Annotated in this window: 17 protein-coding genes and 1 pseudogene; 8 read left to right on the top strand and 10 right to left on the bottom strand. The window is 72.2% G+C overall.

Going from position 1 to position 16,401, the window contains the following annotated elements; genetic code table 11:
- Positions 1-65 precede the first annotated feature (65 nt).
- Positions 66-731, top strand: coding sequence for a potassium channel family protein (locus tag ACQP0U_RS07965; protein ID WP_433317104.1), 666 nt, complete (start codon positions 66-68; stop codon positions 729-731).
- A 3-nt stretch (positions 732-734) separates the two neighbouring features.
- The gene (locus ACQP0U_RS07960; RefSeq protein ID WP_433317102.1) at positions 735-1,424 is read left to right on the top strand and encodes a potassium channel family protein; all 690 of its coding nucleotides are present in this window, start codon (positions 735-737) and stop codon (positions 1,422-1,424) included.
- 42 nt (positions 1,425-1,466) lie between these two features.
- Here the strand turns inward: ACQP0U_RS07960 and ACQP0U_RS07955 are convergent, their stop codons facing one another.
- The 4 genes from ACQP0U_RS07955 to dut form a co-directional block, all read right to left on the bottom strand.
- On the bottom strand, positions 1,467-2,150 hold the full coding sequence (locus ACQP0U_RS07955) for a DUF3159 domain-containing protein (RefSeq protein ID WP_433317100.1): 684 nt from the start codon (positions 2,148-2,150) through the stop codon (positions 1,467-1,469).
- Positions 2,151-2,175: 25 nt separating this feature from the next.
- On the bottom strand, positions 2,176-2,556 hold the full coding sequence (locus tag ACQP0U_RS07950; RefSeq protein WP_030489360.1) for an OB-fold nucleic acid binding domain-containing protein: 381 nt from the start codon (positions 2,554-2,556) through the stop codon (positions 2,176-2,178).
- Positions 2,557-2,670: 114 nt separating this feature from the next.
- Positions 2,671-3,333, bottom strand: coding sequence for a DUF3710 domain-containing protein (locus ACQP0U_RS07945; protein ID WP_433317098.1), 663 nt, complete (start codon positions 3,331-3,333; stop codon positions 2,671-2,673).
- A gap of 25 nt (positions 3,334-3,358) precedes the next feature.
- Positions 3,359-3,895: a dUTP diphosphatase gene (dut, locus tag ACQP0U_RS07940; RefSeq protein ID WP_425784248.1), complete on the bottom strand. Its 537-nt coding sequence runs from the start codon at positions 3,893-3,895 to the stop codon at positions 3,359-3,361.
- A gap of 90 nt (positions 3,896-3,985) precedes the next feature.
- On the opposite strand from dut, the gene ACQP0U_RS07935 reads away from it, so the two are divergent.
- Positions 3,986-4,513 (top strand): DUF3093 domain-containing protein, encoded by a 528-nt coding sequence (locus ACQP0U_RS07935; protein ID WP_433317096.1) that lies wholly within the window; start codon positions 3,986-3,988, stop codon positions 4,511-4,513.
- Positions 4,514-4,562: 49 nt separating this feature from the next.
- On the opposite strand, the gene ACQP0U_RS07930 is transcribed toward ACQP0U_RS07935, so the two are convergent.
- Together ACQP0U_RS07930 and ACQP0U_RS07925 are read right to left on the bottom strand one after the other, a co-directional pair.
- Positions 4,563-5,441, bottom strand: coding sequence for a hypothetical protein (locus ACQP0U_RS07930; RefSeq protein ID WP_433317094.1), 879 nt, complete (start codon positions 5,439-5,441; stop codon positions 4,563-4,565).
- Positions 5,442-5,557: 116 nt separating this feature from the next.
- Positions 5,558-5,854 (bottom strand): DUF4193 domain-containing protein, encoded by a 297-nt coding sequence (locus tag ACQP0U_RS07925; protein ID WP_007075406.1) that lies wholly within the window; start codon positions 5,852-5,854, stop codon positions 5,558-5,560.
- Between the two features lie 433 nt (positions 5,855-6,287).
- Here ACQP0U_RS07925 and ACQP0U_RS07920 point away from each other — a divergent pair, with 433 nt between their 5' ends.
- Positions 6,288-6,800, top strand: coding sequence for a LytR C-terminal domain-containing protein (locus ACQP0U_RS07920; RefSeq protein ID WP_433320688.1), 513 nt, complete (start codon positions 6,288-6,290; stop codon positions 6,798-6,800).
- 74 nt (positions 6,801-6,874) lie between these two features.
- Here ACQP0U_RS07920 and ACQP0U_RS07915 read toward each other — a convergent pair whose 3' ends face one another.
- Complete coding sequence (locus tag ACQP0U_RS07915; RefSeq protein WP_433317092.1) at positions 6,875-7,693, bottom strand: inositol monophosphatase family protein; 819 nt, start codon at positions 7,691-7,693, stop codon at positions 6,875-6,877.
- A gap of 668 nt (positions 7,694-8,361) precedes the next feature.
- Between ACQP0U_RS07915 and ACQP0U_RS07910 the strand changes: the two are divergent.
- Together ACQP0U_RS07910 and ACQP0U_RS07905 are read left to right on the top strand one after the other, a co-directional pair.
- Positions 8,362-9,968: pseudogene (locus tag ACQP0U_RS07910) on the top strand (RNA polymerase sigma factor).
- A 245-nt stretch (positions 9,969-10,213) separates the two neighbouring features.
- On the top strand, positions 10,214-10,447 hold the full coding sequence (locus tag ACQP0U_RS07905) for a DUF7455 domain-containing protein (protein ID WP_030337431.1): 234 nt from the start codon (positions 10,214-10,216) through the stop codon (positions 10,445-10,447).
- 1,135 nt (positions 10,448-11,582) lie between these two features.
- On the opposite strand, the gene ACQP0U_RS07900 is transcribed toward ACQP0U_RS07905, so the two are convergent.
- From ACQP0U_RS07900 to ACQP0U_RS07890, 3 genes are all read right to left on the bottom strand, one after another.
- Entirely contained in the window at positions 11,583-13,316 is a 1,734-nt protein-coding gene (locus ACQP0U_RS07900) for a DEAD/DEAH box helicase (RefSeq protein ID WP_433317091.1), read from the bottom strand.
- Between the two features lie 190 nt (positions 13,317-13,506).
- Complete coding sequence (locus ACQP0U_RS07895) at positions 13,507-14,169, bottom strand: trimeric intracellular cation channel family protein (RefSeq protein ID WP_433317089.1); 663 nt, start codon at positions 14,167-14,169, stop codon at positions 13,507-13,509.
- 40 nt (positions 14,170-14,209) lie between these two features.
- Positions 14,210-14,428: a DUF3039 domain-containing protein gene (locus ACQP0U_RS07890; protein WP_088946800.1), complete on the bottom strand. Its 219-nt coding sequence runs from the start codon at positions 14,426-14,428 to the stop codon at positions 14,210-14,212.
- 88 nt (positions 14,429-14,516) lie between these two features.
- Here ACQP0U_RS07890 and ACQP0U_RS07885 point away from each other — a divergent pair, with 88 nt between their 5' ends.
- Positions 14,517-15,452 carry a pseudouridine-5'-phosphate glycosidase gene (locus ACQP0U_RS07885; protein WP_433317088.1) on the top strand — a complete coding sequence of 312 codons (936 nt, stop codon included), beginning with the start codon at positions 14,517-14,519 and terminating at the stop codon, positions 15,450-15,452.
- The gene (locus tag ACQP0U_RS07880; protein WP_433317086.1) at positions 15,449-16,348 is read left to right on the top strand and encodes a carbohydrate kinase family protein; all 900 of its coding nucleotides are present in this window, start codon (positions 15,449-15,451) and stop codon (positions 16,346-16,348) included. The genes ACQP0U_RS07885 and ACQP0U_RS07880 overlap by 4 nt, the downstream gene beginning before the upstream one ends.
- Positions 16,349-16,401 lie beyond the last annotated feature (53 nt).

The following is a 16,401-nucleotide window of genomic DNA, read 5'->3' as shown; positions in this document are numbered from 1 at the left end:
ACGTGGCAGGCTCGCACTCGAAGGCCACCGGCAGCTGAAGCGGTACGCACCTTGGGAGGGACAGCGTGCACGTCGTGATCATGGGGTGTGGTCGGGTCGGGTCGACCCTCGCCCACAGCCTGGAGTCCCGAGGGCACTCGGTGGCGGTGATCGACCAGGACGCCGACGCCTTCCGCCGGCTCGGCCCCGACTTCGCCGGGATCACGGTGACCGGGGCCGGTTTCGACGGCGAGGTGCTCCGGCAGGCGGGCATCGAGCGCGCGGACGCGTTCGCGGCGGTGTCGAGCGGCGACAACTCCAACATCATCTCGGCCCGGCTGGCCCGCGAGACGTTCGGCGTCTCCCGGGTCGCCGCCCGCATCTACGACCAGCGCCGGGCGCAGGTCTACGAGCGGCTGGGCATCCCCACCGTGGCCACCGTGCGGTGGACGGCGGACCGGATGCTGCGACACCTGGTGCCGGAGGGCAACGTGGAGATCTTCCGCGACCCCACGAGCACGGTGTCGATCGTCGAGGTCCCCGTACACAAGGACTGGATCGGCCGACCGGTGCGGACGCTGGAGGACGCGAGCGGGGCGCGGGTGGCCTACCTGATCCGCTTCGGCATCGGCACGCTGCCCACCGGCTCCACCGTCATGCAGGAGGGTGACCAGGTGTTCATGCTGGTCAGCGATGACATCGTGGGGACTGTCACGTCGGTGGCGGCGACGCCGCCGGAAGGAGGGCACTGAGCCATGCGGGTCGCCATCGCGGGCGCGGGCAACGTGGGCCGTTCGATCGCCCAGGAGTTGATCGAGAACGGCCACCAGGTGATGCTGATCGAGCGTCAACCCAAGATGCTGCGCCCGGACCGGGTGCCGGCCGCCGAGTGGGTGCTGGCCGACGCGTGCGAGCTGAGCAGCCTGGAGGAGGCCGACGTCGCCGGGTGCGACGTGGTGGTCGCGGCGACCGGCGACGACAAGACCAACCTGGTGCTGTCGCTGCTGGCCAAGACCGAGTTCGCGGTGCCCCGGGTGGTCGCCCGGGTCAACCGCGCCGAGAACGAGTGGCTGTTCACCGAGCAGTGGGGCGTGGACGTGGCGGTGAGCAAGCCGCGGGTGATGGCCGCACTGGTCGAGGAGGCGGTCACCGTCGGCGACCTGGTCCGGCTGATGACCTTCCGGCAGGGCGAGGCGAACCTCGTCGAGATCACCCTCCCGCCGACCGCCCCCTACGTCGGTCAGCCGATCCACGCCGTGCCGCTGCCCCGCGACTCCGCCCTGGTGGCGATCCTGCGCGGCAAGCGGGTCCTGGTGCCCAGCCCGGACGACCCGATCGAGGCCGGCGACGAGCTGATCTTCGTCTGCACGGCTGAGGTGGAGGACCAGGTCCGCGCGGTGATCCTCGGACCGGACAGCGTCGAGCGCACCCGCGGCTCACGCTGATCCCGGCGGGCGGGCCGGGCGGCCAGGTGGCTCGCGCCCCGCTCAGGCGCTGGGCAGCGGGGCCGGCGGCGACTCCCGGGTGACCCGGCGCACCGTCCAGACCGTGATCAGCAACAGCAGCGCGTACGGCGGGTAGCCCAACGCCAGCCGGGCCACGCCCAGCGCGGTGTCCTGGTGGGCCAGGTAGAGCCCTGCCTGCACGCCCACCTTCGCCAGCCACACCACACCCCAGAGCACGGTCAGCTGGGTGAAGGTGCGGACCAACTTCGGGTCGGAGCGCCACTCCGAACGGCCCTTGGCCACCAACACCGACCAGATCCAGCCCACCAGCGGCTGCCGGATCGCGGCCGAGATCAGCAAGGCGACGCCATACCCGATGCCGTAGAGGATGCCGGGAAGGTAGAAGTCACGCTCGTCACCGGTACGCCACGCGATGGCCGCGCCGACGCCGACGCCGAACAGCCCGTTGACGGCGTGCCGGATCGGTCGGCGCTGGGCCAGCCGCACCCCGGCGATCAGCACCGCGACGGAGACCGAGGCGATCACCGCCGGCCGCAGCTCACCGATGATGTTGGCGAGGACGAAGACCACGACCGGGATGCTGGACTCGACAAGCCCGCGCCAGCCGCCGAGCTGGTCGGCCATCTGCTCGGCGATCGTCGGCAGCTGCTCCTCGTCCTGAGGGTCGGTCTCCGGCTGTGCCGCCCGGTCCTGTCCCGTCGTCATCGCCGGCCTTCCGTCCGCAGTGCCGTCACTTGGGCGAGTCCAGCTCGTAGTAGGGGTTGTAGATGACCTTGCGGTCGTCGCGCACCGCCACCCGGCCACGGGCGGTCAGGTGCCGACCCGGCTCGATCCCGGCGATGTGCCGTCGACCCAGCCAGACCAGGGTGACCACGTCACTGCCGTCGTACAGGTCGGCCTCGAGGGTCGGCAGGTTGGTGCGCGGCGTGTAGACCACCGTGCGCAGCCGACCGGCGACCGAGACCAGCTGACCCCGGGAGCACTGCTGGGCGGGGATCCCGCCGCACTCGGCGCTCTCCCGACGCAGCTCCTGCGCGTCGATCTCGGCCTCGCTGGCGGTGAACCTCTGCAGGATGCGCCGCAGCGACACCCGGCTCTCGTCGGTCGTCATGACCTCCGCGTCACCCTCTCCACGCTCGCCGTCCCCGGCCGGCCCCGGCGGCGCCGGAACCGTGCCGCCAGCGTACGCCGACGGGGCTGGTTCCGGCGGGCCGGTGCGCGCGGGTCAGACCTGACGCGGCGCGGCGGCGGCGTCGCCCGCCTCGGCCTCGGCCTGGTCGGCGACCTCCCGGGGCAGCCGCAGCGGCAGCGGCTCGCGGACCGGCTTCGCCTCCTGCCCACGGTCGACCACCAGGCCGTCCAGGCACTCGACGAGCGGCCCGGCCATCGCCGGGTCGGTGGCCACCGGGCCCTGGAACACGCCACGCACCATCCAGCGCGGCCCGTCGACCCCGACGAACCGCAGGTTCGTCGGGCCGTCCGGGGTGGGCACCTGGGCGTGCAGCTCCGGGCCGTACTCGCCGAGGACCTCCTGCGCGCTCGCGCCGTCGCGGAGCAGCGACTGCCGGATCTCCTCACGCACCTCGTCCCAGATCCCCTCGGACCGGGGGGCGGCGAAGACACCCAACTGGAGCGCGTTGTCGCCGTGCACCAGCACCACCTGCTGGATCACGCCCTGCGGGTCGGCCTGCACCCGCACCTCGACGTCGGCGATCGCCGGGATGTGCAGGCTGCCCAGGTCGAGCCGCTGCACGTCGTCGTAGCTCTCGGAGATGTCGTACGGGCCGCGCTCCAGCGTCGGCGCCGCATCACCCTGGTCCGCGACCTGGGTGGCCCGCTCGTCACGGGTCTGCCGCTCGGCATCGGCCCGCTTTCGGGAGAAGATCACTGCGCCTGCCCTCCGCTGTTCACACTCACCCTGCCACCTCTTCCGTCTGCCCGCGGCCCGGCTCGTTCGGCCGCCGCTCGACCCGGTCCTGGCCCGTCGGCGACGGCACCAGCCCGGCGTGCCCACCGGTGGACCCGTGCCCACCGGTCCCGCGCCGGGACGCGGGCAGCTCGACCACCGGCTCGAACCGCGCCCGTGCGACCTGCTGGACCACGAGCTGCGCGATCCGGTCGCCGCGGGAGATCTTCGCCGGCACATCCCGATCATGGTTGATCAGGTTGACCAGGATCTCACCCCGGTAGCCGGCGTCGACCGTACCGGGCGCGTTGAGCACCGTCACGCCGAGCCTGGCCGCCAGACCCGAGCGGGGATGGACCAGGCCCACGTACCCCTCCGGCAGCGCGATGGCCACGCCGGTGGGCACCAGGGCACGGCCGCCGGGCGGCAGCTCCACGTCCGCGGCCGCCACCAGGTCGGCCCCGGCGTCGCCGGGATGGGAGTACGTGGGCAGCGGCAGCTCCGGGTCGAGCAGCTGCACGGGCACGGGTACGACGTCGGTCACGGGTCCCCTCTTCCGTCCGGTTCGCGGGGTGACCCTGCCATCCTGCCGGTTCGTCGAGCCGCCGTGCGCCGTACCCTCGCAGGAGTGAGCATGTCGCCCTCCGCGTCCACCGATCAGCCGCCCGTCGCCGCCCGCTCGGCGTACACCGAGCGGCTGGATCTGCCCTGGTGGCTGTGGCTGACCGGGCTGGTGGCCGCCGCGTTGCTGGCCGTGGAGATCTGGATGGGCGCCTCCGGCGTCCGCGCCTGGCTGCCGTTCGCCGTCCTGTTGCCGCTCACCGCGGCCGGCCTGTGGTGGCTGGGGCGAATCCGGGTCGGGGTGACCGACTCCGAGCTGCGGGTGGACGACGCCCGCCTGCCGGTACGTTTCGTGGCCGACGTGGTGCCGCTGGACGTGGCCGGCCGACGTGAGGTGCTCGGCGTCGGCGCGGACCCGCTCGCGTTCGTCGTGCAGCGACCGTGGATCGGCGGCGCCGTGCAGGTGATCCTCGACGATCCCGCGGACCCGACCCCGTTCTGGGTGGTGAGCACCCGGCACCCGGTCGAGCTGGCCGAGGCGGTGCTGACCGCACGGGACGCCCTGACGACTTCCCGCCCGGCGGCCGACGAGCCGGGCTGATCCGACGCCGAGGGGCCCCGCAGGTGCCGGTCCGACGCCGAGGGCGCGCTCAGGTGCCGGTCGGCGGGCCCGGGAGGGCTGTCGGTGGCGCGGGCCGGGCGATGCCCCGCCGACGCAGGTCGACCTGAAGCGCGTCGGCCATCTGCTGGGTGGCCCGGCGGTTGAGGAAGCTGGCCACCGCCGCGCCGGTCAGGAACGGCCCGAGCGTCGTGAGGTTGCGACCGAAGCGCCGCAGCAGCATGTCCCGCAGTTCCTTGCGGGCCGCGGTGCCGAGCACCGCTCCCACTCCCACACCGGGCACCATCGGGTTGACGCCGCGTTGGGTGGCCCAGGAGTGCACAAGTGTGACCGCCCGTTGGCTGCCGCCCACCGGTAGCGCCACACCGTGGATCTCGTGCAGCTCGCCTACCAGTTTGAGCTCCACCGCCACCACGGCCACGGTCTCGGCGGCGAGCAGCACCGGCGCGGAGAGCAGGGTCGGGGCCACCGCCCACTCGACGGCGGCGACGCCTCCACCGGCCGCGCCGATCGCGGCGGTGGTCCTCGACGCGTTGCGGATGAGCCTGTCGGCCAGGGCGACGTCGTCCAGGCCGGGGAAGTGCCGGCGCAGAGTGTCCAGGTCCCGCACCGGCACGTGCGGGGCGATCTCGGCGACGGTGTCAACCATCCACCGCACGGCGGCGCGGGGCTTGAACAGGTCGGAAATGCCACGCGCACGGGCCTGCCCGACCATCCGGGTCAGCAGTTGGCGGCGTCGGGCCGGCTCGATGTCGTCAGCGGTCAACGCCGCGACGGTGGCACCGAGGTCGTCCGTGCCACGGGTGGCACCAATGTCGTCCGTGCCACGGGTGGCACCAATGTCGTCCGTGCCACGGGTGGCACCAAGGTCGTCCGTGCTGCCATCGGTGGTGCCGCCTCGATCGCTCATCGGACCTCCCGGTGCTGTGGCTACCCGCTACGAGTCAAGCAGGTACCCACTGCTGCCGCATGCCTACACCGGCAGCGGCGGCCCCGTTCAGGAGGCCGCCGCTGGTGTCGTGGTTGTCAGACGCACTCGCGGCAGATCAGCTCGCCGTTACGCTCGACCGCCAGCTGGCTACGGTGGTGGACCAGGAAGCAGCGGGCGCACCGGAACTCGTCCTGCTGCATCGGAAGCACCTTGACCGTGAGCTCCTCGTCGGCCAGATCGGCACCGGGCAGCTCAAAGCTCTCGGCCACCTCGGCCTCGTCGACGTCCACCGCGCCCGACTGTGAGTCGACGCGCCGTGCCTTGAGCTCTTCCAGGCTGTCCTCGCCGAGGTCGACCTCGTCGCGACGCGGGGCGTCGTAGTCGGTGGCCATCGGTTTCACTCTCCCATATCGATGTTGTCGCTTCCGGTTGTAACGCCGGACGACGCTGTTTCGGTTCCGCTGGCCGGCCACCACTTGTGTCGGGCACCCGACCCGAGGACCGAACGGGTCGAGCTCGCTGGGGCGACTCCCCTGCGAGCGCGGAACCTTACCCCCCCTTGGGCGAGGCATGTATACCGCCCTTGCGGCTGAGATGTACGCCCCCGCACGCGAAGTTGTTCCCAATGTGATTCAGGCGACACGAAGATAGGGGTAGTAGTACCCGGTTCGCGGTCGGCGCGCCGGCATGTCGGGCTGTTTCCACGCGACGGCCGGACAACCGTTAACCTCAGCGGCGTATTCGACGGCCGGCGGCCTGAGCGATCGTTCCTGGCCGTCACCACCCACCTGAGGTCCGGGGAGTGCCCTGATGAGTTTTGCGCGCGTGCGAGCACTCGTCGTCGTCGGCCTGTTGGCGATCATCGCCCTGGTCTTCGTCGTCGTGGCCGTGGTCCGCGACAGCCAGGGCAACGCGGGCACCGCGGCAGGTTGCCCCGAGGGCTGGCCGCTGGCGGATCTGACCCTGCGCGAGCGCAAGGACGTCAAGATCAACGTGTTCAATGCCACGGATCAGCCCGGCCTCGCGCACACCGTCGCCGACGAGTTCAGCAACCGCCAGTTCCAGGTCAAGAAGACCGGGAACGAGAAGAAGATCGACAGCGTCGCGGTGCTGCGGTTCGGCCCGAAGGGCGTCGGTTCCGCGCACCTGCTCCAGGCGTACTTCCTCAACAACGCCACCCCGGGCTACGACCCGAAGCGCACCGACGACACCGTGGACGTGGTACTGGGCAACAGCTTCCAGCAGCTCGCCACCACGACCGAGGTCAACCAGTCGCTCGGCGACTCGGGCCCGCCGGAGGCACCGAAGGGCTCCTGCCCGTCCCCACCCGCCAAGTGACGGCGTAACCGGCCCGCCACAGCGCCAGGTCGACCGACCAGGCGATCTGATCGGTCGGTCAGTGGGTCCGCCGGTCAGGGTCCGCCGGCGGCGTCCAACGCGGCCAACCGGTCGTGCAGCGGCGCGAAGAGCGCGGGCGGGGCCGCGACCACCAGGTCCGGTCCCGGTGGTCGGCCGGCCAGGCCGGCGACCCGAACCCCCGCCTCGGCAGCCACCAGCCCGCCCGCCGCCAGGTCCCAGGCCGCAAGACCCTTCTCGAAGTACGCGTCGAGCCGCCCCTCGGCGACCAGGCAGAGGTCCAGCGCGGCGGCGCCGAGGCGGCGGATGTCCCGTACGTGCGCGATCAGTCCGGCCACCACCTGCGCCTGGTGCACCCGGCGGGCGGCGTCGTAGCCGAAGCCGGTGCCGACCAGCGCCTGCCCCAGGTCGACCTCGCCGGAGCAGCGCAGCCGGACACCGTCGCGCCAGGCCCCGCCGCCGGCCGTGGCGGTCCACTGCTCGCCGGTGCTCACGTTGCGTACGACGCCGGCGACCACCACCCCGTCCACCTCGGCGGCCAGCGAGACCGCGGAGTGCGGCAGCCCGTACAGGTAGTTCACCGTGCCGTCGATCGGGTCGACGATCCAGCGCACCCCGCTGCGCGCCGCGCCGGAGGCCCCCTCGCCGTACTCCTCGCCGAGCACCGAGTCGTCCGGACGCAGCGCGGCGAGCGCGTCGAGGATCTGCCGCTCGACCGCCCGATCGGCGGCGGTCACCACGTCGGTGACTGTGCTCTTGGTGGCGGCGACGACGACCCCCTCGGCGCGCATCCGGTACGCGGTGTCCGCCGCGTCCCGAGCCACCTCCACCGCGATGCTGAGCAGTTCCGACGGCGTCGTCGTCGAGTTGGTCATGGTTCGCCTCTTTTCGCACTCCGGGTGCATGTGGATGGGGTGAATCCACCGACCCGGCTTCCGAAGATCATCGTTCCCGACGACGCGCGACGGCGCCAGACCAGGGTCTTTGGTACGCGGCATCCGCCGCGAAGGGGCGCGCCCGTACCGCCCGCGCGGCTTGAGCGGCCCACCTTGACCAACATGCCCCTTTAGGTCCGGTAATGTCGCTTAAGTGCCTATCGCCCTGTCCATGCTCAGCTCACATCCGATGCCCAACCGCGACCTGGTGGGCACGCCACCGGCCAAACCTCCGGAGACCTCGGCGATCCACACGCGCGCACTCGCAACCACCACGCTGACCTGGTCCTGGCTGCTCAAACAGCAGTTCGGACACGATCTGAGCGCTGCCAGGCCCGACGACGGGAACCCTTCGCCGGCCGCGCGGCTATCATTAGCGCAAAGTCCACATCTCCGCCGCACCGACGGTCCCCACCTGCGGTACGCGGTGCGGAGCAGGATGATCGCCGCAGACGGCGTTACAATTCACCCCTGCCCACGCGGCACGGACCGCCGACCACCGGCCGGACCGTGACACGAGGGTCCCTCAACCACATCGCCCGGCACGGTAACCCTCGCTGCGCTGGACGAACCCGCCGTGCCCGCTCTTCGCCTCCGGAAGGTCATTCGTGACAGAACCCCGCCAGCCCGGCGCCGACGTTCGCTCGCTCACCGACACCCTGATCGCCCACGCGCAGAGCGCCGGTGGTCAGCTCACGTCGGCCCAGCTCGCGCGCACCGTCGAGTCCGCCGAGGTGACTCCGGCCCAGGCCAAGAAGATCCTGCGGGCGCTCTCCGAGGCGGGCGTGACCGTCGTGGTGGACGGCTCGGCGAGCACCCGCCGCCGCGTCGCCGCGGCCCGCTCGACCACGCCAGCGTCCCGGGCCACCACCGCCAAGACCACCAAGAAGGCCGCCGCGCCGGCCCCGAAGCAGGCGCCCGCCGCCGACGACCCCCGTCGACGCCGGCCCCGCGCAAGGTGGCCGCCCGCAAGGCGACCGGCACCGCCGCCGAGGCCGCAGGGGCGCCGGCGAAGGCGACCCGGTCAACCCGAGCCACCAAGGCGACGGTGGCCGCGGCCGCCGGAGCCAAGCCGACCAAGGCTGCCGGCAAGGCCAAGGGCGAGGGCGCCGAGGGCGAGATCGACCCGGAGGAGCTTGCCGCCGCGATCGAGGACGTCGTGGTCGAGGAGCCGGCCGAGCTGGCCCAGGCCGCCGAGACCGACGCCGCCGCCTCGGCGACGGACAACGACTTCGAGTGGGACGACGAGGAGTCCGAGGCCCTCAAGCAGGCGCGACGCGACGCCGAGCTGACCGCCTCCGCCGACTCCGTCCGCGCGTACCTGAAGCAGATCGGCAAGGTTCCGCTGCTCAACGCCGAGCAGGAGGTGGAGCTGGCCAAGCGGATCGAGGCCGGGCTCTACGCCGCCGAGCGGCTGCGGGCTGCCGACGAGGGCGAGGAGAAGCTCGTCCGGGAAATGGTCCGTGACCTGGGCTGGATCTCCCGGGACGGCGAGCGGGCCAAGAACCACCTCCTGGAGGCGAACCTCCGACTGGTGGTGTCGCTGGCCAAGCGCTACACGGGCCGCGGCATGGCCTTCCTCGACCTCATCCAGGAGGGCAACCTCGGCCTGATCCGGGCCGTGGAGAAGTTCGACTACACCAAGGGCTACAAGTTCTCCACGTACGCCACCTGGTGGATCCGGCAGGCCATCACCCGCGCCATGGCCGACCAGGCCCGCACCATCCGCATCCCGGTGCACATGGTCGAGGTCATCAACAAGCTCGGCCGCATACAGCGTGAGCTGCTCCAGGACCTGGGCCGCGAGCCCACTCCGGAGGAGCTGGCCAAGGAGATGGACATCACACCCGAGAAGGTGCTGGAGATCCAGCAGTACGCTCGGGAGCCCATCTCACTGGACCAGACCATCGGCGACGAGGGTGACAGCCAGCTCGGCGACTTCATCGAGGATTCCGAGGCAGTCGTCGCGGTCGACGCGGTCTCGTTCTCGCTCCTGCAGGACCAGCTCCAGCAGGTGCTGCAGACGCTCTCCGAGCGTGAGGCGGGTGTGGTACGTCTGCGCTTCGGCCTGACCGACGGTCAACCCCGGACGCTCGACGAGATCGGCCAGGTCTACGGGGTGACCCGGGAGCGGATCCGGCAGATCGAGTCCAAGACGATGTCCAAGCTGCGTCACCCGTCCCGGTCGCAGGTCCTCCGGGATTACCTGGACTGAGCGGGTTTCGTCAACCGAACGTGTCGTTTTGACCACCTGGTGTGCAACACCAGATGGTGATCGTCCGGATGCACGAATGTGATCGTTGACGTGGCACCCTGGGTGCACGGCACACTGTCCCTTCCAGGTGTGACCTCGGTCCCCCGCGGGCACACAGGGAAGGCAGTGCCTAGCAAGGGTGTTGCACCATAGGTGAGCAACGACCGAAGAGATTGTTCATCGGTGACGACCAGAGGAGGAAGGCGATGACCCCGACCCTCACGCCGCCGCCCGAGACGGTGGCGCCCCCAGCCGCCGATGAACGGTGCGACCGCTGCAATGCTGCCGGGAAGCTCCGGATCACTCTGGCGGGTGGGAGCGAGCTGGTGTTCTGCGGGCACCATGCGAACAAGTACGCGGAGGATCTCGTGAAGATCACCGAGCGGTTCGCGACGGAGCCCGATTTCAGCTGGCGTGGCGCCGATCTGATGGCGAACTAAATCCGCAAACCGACATAGCCGGCCGGAGGCACCCTCGGGGTGCCTCCGGCCGGCTTTTTTGTCCGAACGCCCCGGTGTTCCGGTGTCCCGCTCGGTGCCCCCGCGCCCCGGTGTCCCGCTCGGTGCCCCCGCGCCCCGGTGTCCCGGTGTCCCGGTGTCCCGGTGTCCCCGCGCCCCGCGCCCCGCGCCCCGCGCCCCGCGCCCCGCGCCCCGCGCCCCGCGCCCCGCGCCCCGCGCCCCGCGCCCCGCGCCCCGCGCCCCGCGCCCCGCGCCAAGATCACCGCAACTTCCCCGATGTTGCTGCCTCCGACACGCGGGAGGCAGCAACATCCCCGATCCTGCGCGAATCTTGACGACGAACACCGCCCTCGAGAGACCGGGACGGGGTTTGGGCGCCCACCGCCGCCAAGGTCACGCTCGAACCAGGATGTAGTGGCATCACCGGAGGGCCGACACCACTACATCCAGGATCTTGCGCGATCTTGAGGTCGGGACGCCCCGCTGAGGGTTCCGCGACCATCCCGCCGGGCAATCCTCGGCGCGAACCTGGGCCTGCCCCGTGATCCACTCGGTTTCGCGGAAGTCGCGCTTTACACCTCGCTCAGACACCGCGTTTTCAGGAATGCCGAGTGGATGACGCCGCAACCGTGCACCCCGACCACACCGCAACCGCGGACCCGAACCACCGCCCAGCACCTACACCGACCACACCCCAGCAGAGACGCACGGCACCGACCACGGCCCAAACGCGGTCCGGGCCGATCAGCCCGCTTCGTTCCGTGCCCAAGTGCGTCGGATGGTGCCGGTGGGGTAGGCGGAACCGGAGGGGCTGGGGCGATGGTGACGCCAGCCCTTCCAGCCAGCCCCGCCCCGCTGGCTGGGCGGCTGACCGGCTGCGGCTGGGCGACCGTCTGTCGGGCTGGGCTGCCCGGCTTGCTGGACGGCCGGCTGGCTGGGCGGGCTGGCTGGGCTGGGCGGGCTGGCTGGCTGGGCGGGCTGGCTGGGCGGCGGGCTGGGCGGGCTGGCTGGGCGGCGGGCTGGGCGGGCTGGCTGGGCGGCGGGCTGGGCGGGCTGGCTGGGCGGCGGGCTGGCTGGGCGGCAAGGCGGCAGGCTGGGCGGCTGCGGCTGGGCTGGTCTAGAGGGTCTGCACGGTGGCGATGCGTTCCTCTAGCTGCTCGATGGTGGCCTGGGCGCTGGGCGGGCCGCCGCAGAGCCGGCGCAGTTCGGCATGGATCTTGCCGTGTGGCTGGCCGGTGCGGTGGTGTCGGGAGGCCACCAGGGCGTTCAGTTGGCGCCGCAGCGCCACGCGACGCTGGGCGGCGCTCATGGGTGCCGGGGGCGCTGCCGTGGGCGCAGCGGCCGGCTGAGCGGCCCCGTCGGCCGTACGACGGCGTTGGGCGGCGAGCTGTGCGGCCTGCCGCTTGGTCAGCAGCAGCGAGACCTGGTCGGCGGTGAGCAGGCCGGGCAGGCCGAGGTATTCCTCTTCCTCGGGGGTGCCGGCCTGGGCGGCGGTGCCGAACGACGCGCCGTCGAAGATCACCTGGTCCAGCTCGGCGGTGGCCGAGAGCGCGGCGAACCGCTTCTCCAGCTCCCCGCTGGCCTGGTCGTCGCGCTGCGCGCGTTCCAGCAGGTCGTCGTCGAAACCGTCGGCTTCCTTGGGTTTGCCGAGTACGTGGTCGCGCTCGGTCTCCATCTCGCTGGCCAACCCGAGCAGGTGCGGCACGCTGGGCAGGAAGACCGACGCGGTCTCCCCGGGTCGGCGGGCCCGCACGAACCGGCCGATGGCCTGGGCGAAGTAGAGCGGCGTGCTGGCGCTGGTGGCGTAGACACCGACCGCCAGTCGTGGAATGTCGACGCCCTCGGACACCATCCGTACCGCGACCAGCCATCGCTGGTCGGACGCCGCGAACGTCGCGATCCGGGCGGATGCGCCCTGGTCGTCGGAGAGCACCACGGCGGCCTTCTCGCCGGTCACCTGCTCGATCAGCTTGGCGTACGAGCGGGCGGTCTGCTGGTCGGTGGCGATGATCAGACCGCCGGCGTCGGCCATGCCCGCGTTGCGCAGCACGGTGAGTCGCGCGTCGGCGGCCCGCAGCACCTGTGGCATCCAGTCGCCGGCCGGGTCCAGGGCGGTGCGCCAGGCCTGCGCCACCAGGTCCTGGGTCATCGGCTCGCCCAGACGGGCTGCCAGTTCCTCCCCCGCGTTGGTACGCCAGCGGGTCTCCCCGGAGTACGCCAGGAAGAGCACCGGCCGGACCACGCCGTCGCGTAGCGCGTCGGAGTAGCCGTACACCGAGTCGGCGCGGGAGCGCAGCAGCCCGTCCCCGCCCCGCTCGTAGCTGACGAACGGGATCGGGTTGTCGTCGGAGCGGAACGGTGTCCCGGTGAGCATCAGCCGGCGTACGGCGGGTTCGAAGGCGTTCTTCACCCCGTCGCCCCAGGTTCGGGAGTCGCCGGCGTGGTGGATCTCGTCGAGGATGACCAGGGTGCGTCGGGTCATGGTGCGCCGCCGGTGCACCTGTGGGGCCATCCCCACCTGGGCGTACGTCACGACCGCGCCGTGGAAGTCGGCAGCGGAGTGCAGGTCGGCGTTGCGGAACGCGGCGTCGAGCTGAATGCCGACCCGGGCTGCGGCGTCCGACCACTGGTTCTTCAGGTGCTCGGTCGGGGCGACCACGGTGACCGCCTCGATGGTGCCGTCACCGAGCAGCTCCGCCGCGATCCGCAGGGCGAAGGTGGTCTTGCCGGCACCCGGCGTGGCGACCGCGGTGAAGTCCTCGGTGCGCCGCCGCAGGTACTCCACCAGGGCCTTGCGCTGCCAGGCGCGTAGTGCCGGGAACGTCTCGAGCACCGGCGTCCGGGCTGCCACGCGAAGCTCCTCTCCGACCGCACGATGGCGGACCCCGGGCGAGGGCCACGAGTATCCGCCGCCCATGAAAACGCCTCCGCGCAGAAGCTGCCGCGAAGGCCGACTCAGCATAACCAGCGCGGGCCGCCGGGCCCAGGCGACGCCACGCTGGTCACAATCTCGCACCCGGTAGGACAGCGGTCCGGCGGTCTCACCACTCCCGGTCGGTGCGGGGGTCCGCCCCGTCGGTGCGGGGCGGGCGCAGCGTGGCCACCGGCGCGGACCAGCGTCGACGCAGCGCGATCAGGCGCAGCCCGAAGACCAGGACGGCGGCGGCGGTGAGTGGCGCGGGCCCGGTCTGCCCGGTGACGTACAGCAGTGCCACCAGGACCGAACCGGCGAGCGCTGCCAGCGCGTAGATCTCCCGGCGCAGCACGACCGGGATCTCGGCGGTGAGCAGGTCGCGGCCGAGCCCGCCGCCGATCGCGGTGAGCATGCCGATGAGGCAGGCGCCGACGGCCGGCACCCGGGCGTCGAGCGCCTTGAGCGTGCCGGTGACGGTGAACAGCGCCAGACCGGCCGCGTCCAGCACCAGCACTGTCGTGCGCAGTCGGGCCAGTTGCGGGTGCAGCCAGAAGACGGCGAGCGCGGTGATCGCGGCGGTGGCCGCGTACCGCCAGTCGGCGAAGGCCAGCGGCGGCACCTCGTCGATGACCAGGTCCCGGAAGATCCCACCGCCGAGGGCGGCCACGAAGCCAACGAACGCGACCCCGAACAGGTCCAGTCGCTTGGCCACCGCCGCCGAGGCCCCGGACGCGGCGAACACCGCCACCCCGGTCAGGTCGGCGAGGAGCAGGGCGGTGGAGGTGGTCACCGCCGCAGGCTACGTCGCCGGCCGGAGCACCGGCCGAGATTCACTCGCGGTACGAGTCGTAGATCTCCTTGCACTTGGGGCAGACCGGAGAACCCGGCTTGGCCGCCTTGGTGACCGGGAAGGTCTCGCCGCAGAGTGCGACGACGTAAGTGCCCATGACGGCACTTTCGGCGATCTTCTCCTTGCGGACGTAGTGGAACATCTCGGGACCGGTGTCGGCGTCCTTCAGCTCCGGACGCTCGAGAACCTCTGTGCTCACGTCTGCACCTCCGACCGTCAAGTTTGGCAGGTCATCACGGCCGGGTCCACTTGAGGCCGGCCGAGTCCCCACCCCGTACGGTGCGCGTGTGACTGACTTTCGCATCAGCTACGGCACCGAGGTCGCCGAAGCCCTGCGCGACGGCCGGCCCGTCGTCGCCCTGGAGAGCACCATCGTCTCGCACGGTCTGCCCCGGCCGGAGAACCTGCGGGTGGCCAGGGAGATCGAACGGACGGTTCGGGACGCCGGGGCCGTTCCGGCGACGATCGGCATGATCGCCGGCGAGCTGGTGGTCGGCCTGGACGACGCGCAGCTGACCCGGCTGGCCACGGTCGACGGCGTGACGAAGCTCTCCGTCCGCGATCTCGCGGTGGCGGCCGCGACCGGCGCGGACGGCGCGACCACGGTGGCCGCGACCAGCGCGGTGGCCGTCGCCGCCGGTATCGGCGTGTTCGCCACCGGCGGTCTGGGTGGGGTGCACCGGGAGGCTGCGCACACCTTCGACGAGTCGGCGGACCTGATCACCCTGGCGCAGACCCCGATCGCGGTGGTCTGCGCCGGGGTCAAGTCGATCCTCGACGTGGGCGCGACGCTGGAGCGCCTGGAGACCCTCGGGGTCGCGGTGGTCGGTTACCGCACCCGCCGGTTCCCCGGCTTCTACCTCACCGACGCCGGCTTCGACCTGGACTGGTCGGTGGACTCGCCGGAGCAGGTCGCCGCCGTGCTCGCCGCCCGGGACGAGCACGCCGTGCACACCGGTGGTCTGCTCATCGCCAACCCGCTGCCGGTCGACGAGCAGCTCGACCCGGAGCTGCACGACCGGACGCTCACCGAGGGCCTGGCCCTGCTGGAGAGGGACGGGATCACCGGCAAGGCCGTCACCCCGTACCTACTCGCGCACTTCCACTCGGCCACCGAGGGCGCGAGCCTTGCGGTGAACGTGCGGATCATCCTGCGCAACGCCGACCTGGCCGCACGGATCGCGGTCGCCTCGGCGGCCCGCAGCACCGCCGTCGCGGCATGACCCGACCCTCCCGGATGGTCGTCGTCGGGGACGTGATCACCGATGTGGTCGCCGTGCTGTCCGGGCCGCTCGCGGCCGGCTCGGACACCGGGGCCGCGATCAGTCTCGGCGGCGGCGGTCAGGCGGCCAACACCGCCGCCTGGGTCGCCGCGCAGCGGGTGGACGTCACGCTCGTCGGCGCGGTCGGTGACGACGACGCCGGGCGGGACCGGGTGGCCGAACTCGACCGGGCGGGCGTCGACTGCGCGATCGAGCGGGTCGAGGGCGCCCGGACCGGCACGGTCATCGTGTTGGCCGCCGACGACGAGCGCACCATGGTCAGCCAGCGGGGCGCGAACCTGCGGCTGAGCGCCGCGCACGTCGAACAGGCTGTCGCGGCGGCGCCCGACGCCGGGCATCTGCACCTGTCCGCGTACACCCTGTTGGACGCCGAGTCGCGCGGCGCGGGGCTGCGGGCGTTGGCCGCCGCCCGCGAGCGCGGGCTCACCACAAGCGTCGACGCGGCCTCCGCGGCGCCGCTGCGGCGGGTCGGCGCGGCGGCGTTCCTGAGTTGGGTACGCGACATCGACCTGCTCCTGGTCAACGCGGACGAGGCCACGGTGCTGGCCGGCGGGCTGGACCCGGCGGCTCAGGGGCGGGCGCTGTCGGCGACGGCTCGGCGGGTCGTGGTGAAGCGCGGCGCGGCCGGGGCGGTCTGGGTCGACCGCACCACTCCGGTCTGCGTGGCTCCGGCCCGCCGGGTGGCGGTGGTGGACGTCACGGGCGCGGGCGACGCCTTCGCGGCCGGTCTGCTCACCGCGTGGCTCGCCGGCGCCACCCCGACCGCGGCGCTGAGCCGCGCCACCGACCTGGGCGCGCTGGCCGTCTCCACGGCCGGCGCACGGCCACAGCCGTAACGTCGGCGCGCGGGCCACAGCTCTGACTGCTCGAACCCTGGCCCGCTCGCGGG

This window comes from Micromonospora sp. CA-269861, from assembly GCF_050948505.1.
Classification (GTDB): domain Bacteria; phylum Actinomycetota; class Actinomycetes; order Mycobacteriales; family Micromonosporaceae; genus Micromonospora.
The sequence above is the reverse complement of the archived record's forward strand: the minus strand, read 5'-3'. Positions and strand labels throughout refer to the sequence as shown.

What these genes read in the sequence shown, in the direction of transcription:
- ACQP0U_RS07960 (WP_433317102.1), top strand. Translation starts at nt 735, where the DNA reads ATGCGGGTCGCCATCGCGGGCGCGGGCAACGTGGGCCGTTCGATCGCC.
- ACQP0U_RS07955 (WP_433317100.1), bottom strand. Translation starts at nt 2,150, where the DNA reads ATGACGACGGGACAGGACCGGGCGGCACAGCCGGAGACCGACCCTCAG.
- ACQP0U_RS07950 (WP_030489360.1), bottom strand. Translation starts at nt 2,556, where the DNA reads ATGACGACCGACGAGAGCCGGGTGTCGCTGCGGCGCATCCTGCAGAGG.
- ACQP0U_RS07935 (WP_433317096.1), top strand. Translation starts at nt 3,986, where the DNA reads ATGTCGCCCTCCGCGTCCACCGATCAGCCGCCCGTCGCCGCCCGCTCG.
- ACQP0U_RS07930 (WP_433317094.1), bottom strand. Translation starts at nt 5,441, where the DNA reads ATGAGCGATCGAGGCGGCACCACCGATGGCAGCACGGACGACCTTGGT.
- ACQP0U_RS07925 (WP_007075406.1), bottom strand. Translation starts at nt 5,854, where the DNA reads ATGGCCACCGACTACGACGCCCCGCGTCGCGACGAGGTCGACCTCGGC.
- ACQP0U_RS07915 (WP_433317092.1), bottom strand. Translation starts at nt 7,693, where the DNA reads ATGACCAACTCGACGACGACGCCGTCGGAACTGCTCAGCATCGCGGTG.
- ACQP0U_RS07905 (WP_030337431.1), top strand. Translation starts at nt 10,214, where the DNA reads ATGACCCCGACCCTCACGCCGCCGCCCGAGACGGTGGCGCCCCCAGCC.
- ACQP0U_RS07880 (WP_433317086.1), top strand. Translation starts at nt 15,449, where the DNA reads ATGACCCGACCCTCCCGGATGGTCGTCGTCGGGGACGTGATCACCGAT.